Consider the following 5,709-nt stretch of genomic DNA (forward strand, 5'->3'; position numbering starts at 1 on the left):
AGCCCGGTGTCTGCTGTGCGTCGCGTCCCTCGGGCACGGCGGCGCCATTCTCGATCGAAGGGCTTGACGCACACCGCGACGCAGTTGCACTGCCGTTCGATTCCATCCTGGCGTACTGCATGGTCGGCCTCAGTAGTCGGCGGCTGGGGTGCAGCCTGGGCAGCCGACAACATAACAGATCCAAACTATGAGTGAAGCATCCGTTTTCCGGATGACACTGCTGCGATACGGTCCCGAGTATTGCATCGCGAGGAGTTGATATGGATAACGGCAATGGCGCTGGATGCTCACCGGCACGGGCTGCTACCCGTTCTTTGCGGCCGACCGGACGGGGAACCTCGCTGAATGCCTATGACCCCACTGTCGATTTCGTGATCATGACTCCGGTCGTGGCGCTGCTCCTCACGCTTGCACCGCCCTCACGGCCTCCCCGGCTCCGTCAACGGTCCGCCAGACGCAAGCATCCAGGCGGCGAAGGGAGACGGGCTGTCACCACGCCTTTGTGCTTCAGTTTGTCTCCCCGGGGCTTGGCCGGTGCGGTCTCGCTCATATGCGCGGCTGGAGCGATGTCGTTCACCCTGACCCTGGCCGGCCCGGACCAACGCACCTTTCCTACCGGGCATGACGTAGGGCGTCCATGCCCAAAAGTGCTGCTGACTGGCCTGGTCTGCTAGCGGCGGCGATCACTTCGCTGCCGCTGGCGTTCATCTTCATCTGCTGCAGCGGCACTTGGTCTCCGGCCTGGTTACCGGAGCTGTCGAAGGCTGAACCTTCTCCACTCACCCAGATGCATCAGGGAGCCACCATGTCCCACATCAATGCCCCCCAGCAGGGCGCCTCCAGAAGAGGAGTTCTCGCGGGCCTGGGCGCCCTCGGACTCTCCGGAGCAGTCGCCATGACGGGCTGTACGACGTCGACACCTGGCAGCGATGCGACCAAGGGCGACGCCGAGGTCGACACCATCAAGTTCTACGGCAACTCGCTTGGCGACGATGCCCAGAAGGCGGCTTGGCAGTCGATCGTCGCCGGCTGGGAGAAGAAGTCGGGCAAATCGGTGAAGCCGGTCGTCTACCCTTACGATCAAGCCTCTACCCAGCTGGCGCTCGCCGCGAAGTCCGGCGGCTTTCAAGGCGTCGCCCAGGGGCCCTGGCAGGTGTTGTTCCCCCTGGGCATCCTGGCTGACGTCTCCGATCTGGCCGAGAGGATGGCGTTGCCGCGGACGATCCTCGACGGTCTCCGCATCGACGGCAAGCTCTACATGCTTCCCTTGACCGCCTCGGGAATCGGTCTGGTGAGTGACGGCCGGATCGCCGACGAGGTCGGACTGAAGGACGGCATGAGCGTCGAGGAGTTTGCGGATGTTCTGGAGAAGATCAAGCGCCAGGACTCCGACCTCATCCCCTACGCGGCAGTCACCAAGAACCCGGATTTGAAGGACGCCGTGCACTGGATGTGGGGCTGGGGCAGCCAGGTCGTCACCGACCACCTGGAGTGCACCATCGGCGATTCTGAGAGCGTCGCCGCCATGAAGTGGTACAAGGAGCTCCAGGACGCCAAGCTGATCAAGGTGGGAGTCGCACGCACCGACGCGCGCATCCTGTTCGCCCGGGGACAGGCCGTCATGTACGACGACGCTCCGCTGGCCAACACGTTTTTGAAGTCCAATGGTGGTTCCAAGGCACTGCAGGCCGCCCTCCGGCCCGTTCAGCGACCGTCCGCCGAGGGCCTCCCTTCCTACAATCGTTACTGGGGCACGGGGCTGTTCTGCAGCGCAGGCAGAGGCGAGAAGACCAGCAAGGACTTCATCTCCTATGTGGCCGGTGACCTCGGCGCGGCCACGGCGCTCTACGAGCAGTCTGCTTTGGCGCCTGCTGACAAGTGGGTCGCTGCCCGCATCGAGAAGCTGCGGCAGGACACGTTTCAGATCGATTTCGCCAGCGCGATTGCGGAGCATGCCCGTCCGGGCGCCTGGGACAGGTTGTCCGCGGCCGCCCGGATCGACACAGCGATCGGTGAAGGAGTTGCCTCCATCCTCGCAGGTGAAGTGGGCGTTCAGAGCGGGCTGAACGCTCTGAGGAAGAAGGTTGATATCGCTGTGAAACAGGGCTGAAGGACGATGATCCGCCTACCGCTGGACGAGGAGCCGCCACTCGCATCGGGCGGGAGGATCATGGCAGTCCAGCCGGGCGTCGGCGCGCAGGATCGCGCGACGCGCGGCATGTACTGCATCCAGCACCGTCGCCCGAAGGCCTCCCGGATCTCCTCGGATGAGCTAGGGTCGCGCGCATCAGGTCAGGTCACCGGCTCTGTCCGCGCGAGTCTATGAGCGCCATCAGCTCCCCTGGCGGCTCGGTCGTCCGGCAACTGTGCCGTGACCTCCACAGCCAGTCCCTTGTTCCATTGCTGCCTGTCTGGTCGAGGACCAGTTGGCGGGGGCGATCGGGCGTCCGCTCCAACGAGCGCCAGGCCGTTCACTGGCTGCGAGGCTTTCTGTGCCCGCCGCATGCGACCGACGGGGGGACACTGAGACCGGCATCGCCGAGGTCTCCAGATCCACTGTCCAAAGGAGCTTGGACTGATTGTTCTCGCTCTCGTTGCACTGGCAGCGGTAGGCCAACATCTTGTGGTCGGATGCTGGCAGTGAGGCGGACTGCATGGCGATGGCGAGGAGACGACCGATTTCATCAGGTCCGTCCCCACGGGATGGCAGGGGACTGACCAAGGCTGCAAGGCTTACCACCGGTGGGCGTCTAGCGTTTGCCTTTCGTACCTTCAAGCCGGTCGAGTTCGGACAGCAGCCGACGCAGGGTCGCCCTGGCGGCGATGATCTCCTCCTCGGGGACGGCCGCGAAGAGCGTGCGGTCCCGTGCGGCGGCTCTGTCGGTCACCCGGGCGAGTGTCTCCTTGCCGCGAGGTGTCAGCGTCAGCAGGGGCGATCCGCGATGGTCCGGGTTGGGCGCATAGGCGGCGAGCCCGAATGCAGCCAGGTCGTTCGCGACCCGCTGGATGTTCTGGCGCCTGACGCCGAGGCGGCGGGCGGCTTGGGGCACGGTGAGCGGGTCCTCGGACACCGCGCTCAGTACCTGCCATCGGGCTTGGGTGAGTCCCTCGACGCTTGCGGTTTTCTCGCTCAGGCGGCGTAGGGCCCCGGCAGCTTCGAACACATCCGCGATCAGCAGTGCTGCTTCGGCAGGCATCGGCGCCTCCTTTCTTGACAACAGCTTGGCATAGAAGCAATATGATGTCATCATATGAACTCCGCCCTTCAAGGAACAGGTCATGTCGAAGATCGACCTCTACAGGAATGTCCATATGGGACAGCGCGCGCGACTGTTCACACTTGCCATCGAGCTGGGCGCCGCAGACATCACTCAGAGCGGCGCGGCCGCCGAGCAGGCGGATCGCTGCCTCGCCATGACGCAGGAACTACGTCAGCACGCCGACCATGAAGACACGTTCATTCATCAGCTTCTGCGGGAGCGGGCGCCGGAGGCGGCCGACGCACTCGACGCCGAGCACATCCGGCTCGACGCCGCATTCGGCGCGCTGGATGAGCGGGCGCGTGCCCTGCCCGATACTCCGATCGAAGCCCTTCCGGACGCCCAGCACGCGTTGTACCTGGCACTGAACGAAATGATCAGCGCATACCTCGCGCATCTGCACGTCGAGGAGACAGTCGCAATGCCGGCGCTGTGGCAGTACGCCGGCGAAGAGGAACTCCGCGCTGTGTTCACCGCCTTCCGCTCCTCCCGCACTCCCGAGCAGGGCCTCGACGACCTGCGCAAGATGCTCCCCGCATTGCCACCGGCATCACGGGAAGCGATCGTCCGCGGTCTCGTGAACGCAGACCCGGATCAGGCGGGCCACACTCTCACCACTGTTTCCACCACTCTCAGCCCTGGCCAACGCATCCGACTGTACGAAGACCTCGGCGTACCCGAGGTATGGGCGCTGCAGGGAGATTGAGCAAACATGAGATCCGGGCCGGCTCAGCGCGCGGCGCGTCGACCCGTCACTCGGTCGGCGTGATGTCGTTGAAAATGACGTGCGGGAAGGCTGCAGCGGCGGGACTCTGTTGACGGTAGCCATTTGAAGTTTCACCGTGACCCCGCCGCACTCCGCGCCATCCGGACCCGGCGACGCAACCATCCGCAGCTCCGCACCCGGCCAGGGGCTCAGCCCTCTGGCCGTGTCAGCGGGAAATCGGAGTGGCTGACCTCCTGGGGCACGTTTATCTCCGCGATGGCAGCCGCGTGTGGCCTCGTCATCAGTGGTATCGCCTCCTACGCTGCTTGGCAGACCGTCCAGGACGGACGTGAGGATGAGCTGCGCGGGCAGGCATCGCTGTGACTATGTGGAGTGAGGATCGTCGGCACGAAGGCGTGGTCATGCATGTGGTGAACCGATCTTTCGATGCCGTCTCTTTGTGGGCACTCCCCTTTGTAACGCCTGACGGCAGGCGAAGTTCATCAGTTGCGGATACCGCAAACGAGATCATGTCAGTTCCGGGGGCTGGGGTGCCGTTGGACGTCATCAGGAAAGCGGGCGGGAAGAGCATCCCTGCACCGGGATGCGAAGAGCGCTGAGGCGGCGTGTGGGCAGCAAAGCGTCTGCCAACCGATCGGGAACAGCCCTGCCGGCAAGCCGTGAGCGGAGACCCTGCGCCGAAATGGAACCCAAGTCGCCCGTGCACAGTAGATGGCCATCCAGTCCCGGGCTTCGGCGAACTCCCGGAGGTCGGCAGCCTTGTGGACGTTGAGGTTGTCCTGGATGAGCACGATCGGGCCGACGAGCTGCTGACGTGCGGCGATCAGCAAGTCCCGGTAGTCACTCCAGGAGACACTCTTCCGCCCGGCGCGCTGGCCGTCGTCCCGACGCGGCCGGCAGATCAGCCGCGAGCGGCGGCCGGGCTTTTAGCAGGTCAGCGAGGCCATGGACACACATCTGCCGGAGCGGCCGCGGACCCGCACCACCGGGGTCCGGCCACGCTGGGTACCAGGTCTTCGCCTGCGGCGGCCTCATGGAGAATCCGGCTTCGTCCTCGAAGACGAGCCAGGCTCCACGGGCCGCCGCGAGTCCTCCGCGTGGGGCCACTTCCTTGACCCACCCGGCCACCGCCTCGTCGTCTCGCTTCGTCCCACGCCGGGTCGGCACCTGACAGGAGCGCCCATTGAGGGCCAGCAGCTTGCGCATACCCTGGACCGTGTAAGTCGGGTGGAAGCGGCGGCAGATCAACGTCACCCGGCTCAAAGTCCAGGGCTGGTCCTCTCAGCCGTGCCCGGCCGGTCCCTTCGCCGGCTCGGACGCTGCCCCCGCAGATCCTTGGCGATCAGCGAGCTCGCATCGCCGCGAAGCGAAACGCTCGGCAGCTTCAGCCGTAACTCCTCGCAGAACTGCTGAGTTTCGGCGGTCAGCCCGCCCCCTGCGGATACCGCACGCCCCCTGATCTCGCACGGACGACGAGCCGTCAGCCCCTACCACTCCACGAGTTCACCTTCAGCAACCAGACATGAAGCGCCGGGTGGGAAGAAGCGTGATCACCAACTGTGGCAGGAAGACAGGGAATACATGGACGCAGGTCCGTTACTGCCTGCCCCGCAGCGCCGGCATCGACACCCATAGCGATGGGCGCTGAGTGGCCGCAGCTGCTCTGCGGCATGCTCTTCGTTCTTCACACCGGCCTCCCGTGGGAGCGACTGCCTGGCGAGC

3 protein-coding genes and 2 pseudogenes are annotated in these 5,709 nt (G+C 65.1%); 2 read left to right on the forward strand and 3 right to left on the reverse strand.

Annotation, left to right across the window (positions count from 1 at the left end):
• Nucleotides 1–805: 805 nt before the first annotated feature.
• Nucleotides 806–2,110: an ABC transporter substrate-binding protein gene (locus ACIGAQ_RS37940; RefSeq protein ID WP_399791484.1), complete on the forward strand. Its 1,305-nt coding sequence runs from the start codon at nt 806–808 to the stop codon at nt 2,108–2,110.
• Between the two features lie 640 nt (nt 2,111–2,750).
• On the opposite strand, the gene ACIGAQ_RS37945 is transcribed toward ACIGAQ_RS37940, so the two are convergent.
• On the reverse strand, nt 2,751–3,197 hold the full coding sequence (locus ACIGAQ_RS37945; RefSeq protein ID WP_399791487.1) for a MarR family winged helix-turn-helix transcriptional regulator: 447 nt from the start codon (nt 3,195–3,197) through the stop codon (nt 2,751–2,753).
• Between the two features lie 82 nt (nt 3,198–3,279).
• Here ACIGAQ_RS37945 and ACIGAQ_RS37950 point away from each other — a divergent pair, with 82 nt between their 5' ends.
• Nucleotides 3,280–3,966, forward strand: coding sequence for a hemerythrin domain-containing protein (locus tag ACIGAQ_RS37950; protein ID WP_399791490.1), 687 nt, complete (start codon nt 3,280–3,282; stop codon nt 3,964–3,966).
• A gap of 728 nt (nt 3,967–4,694) precedes the next feature.
• Here the strand turns inward: ACIGAQ_RS37950 and ACIGAQ_RS37955 are convergent.
• Nucleotides 4,695–5,022, reverse strand: a pseudogene (locus ACIGAQ_RS37955) (transposase); the annotation flags it as partial.
• 132 nt (nt 5,023–5,154) lie between these two features.
• A pseudogene (locus ACIGAQ_RS37960) lies at nt 5,155–5,241 on the reverse strand (transposase); the annotation flags it as partial.
• Nucleotides 5,242–5,709: the final 468 nt, after the last annotated feature.

Source organism: Streptomyces sp. NPDC085932 (assembly GCF_044540525.1).
GTDB classification, from domain to species: Bacteria; Actinomycetota; Actinomycetes; order Streptomycetales; family Streptomycetaceae; genus Streptomyces; species Streptomyces levis.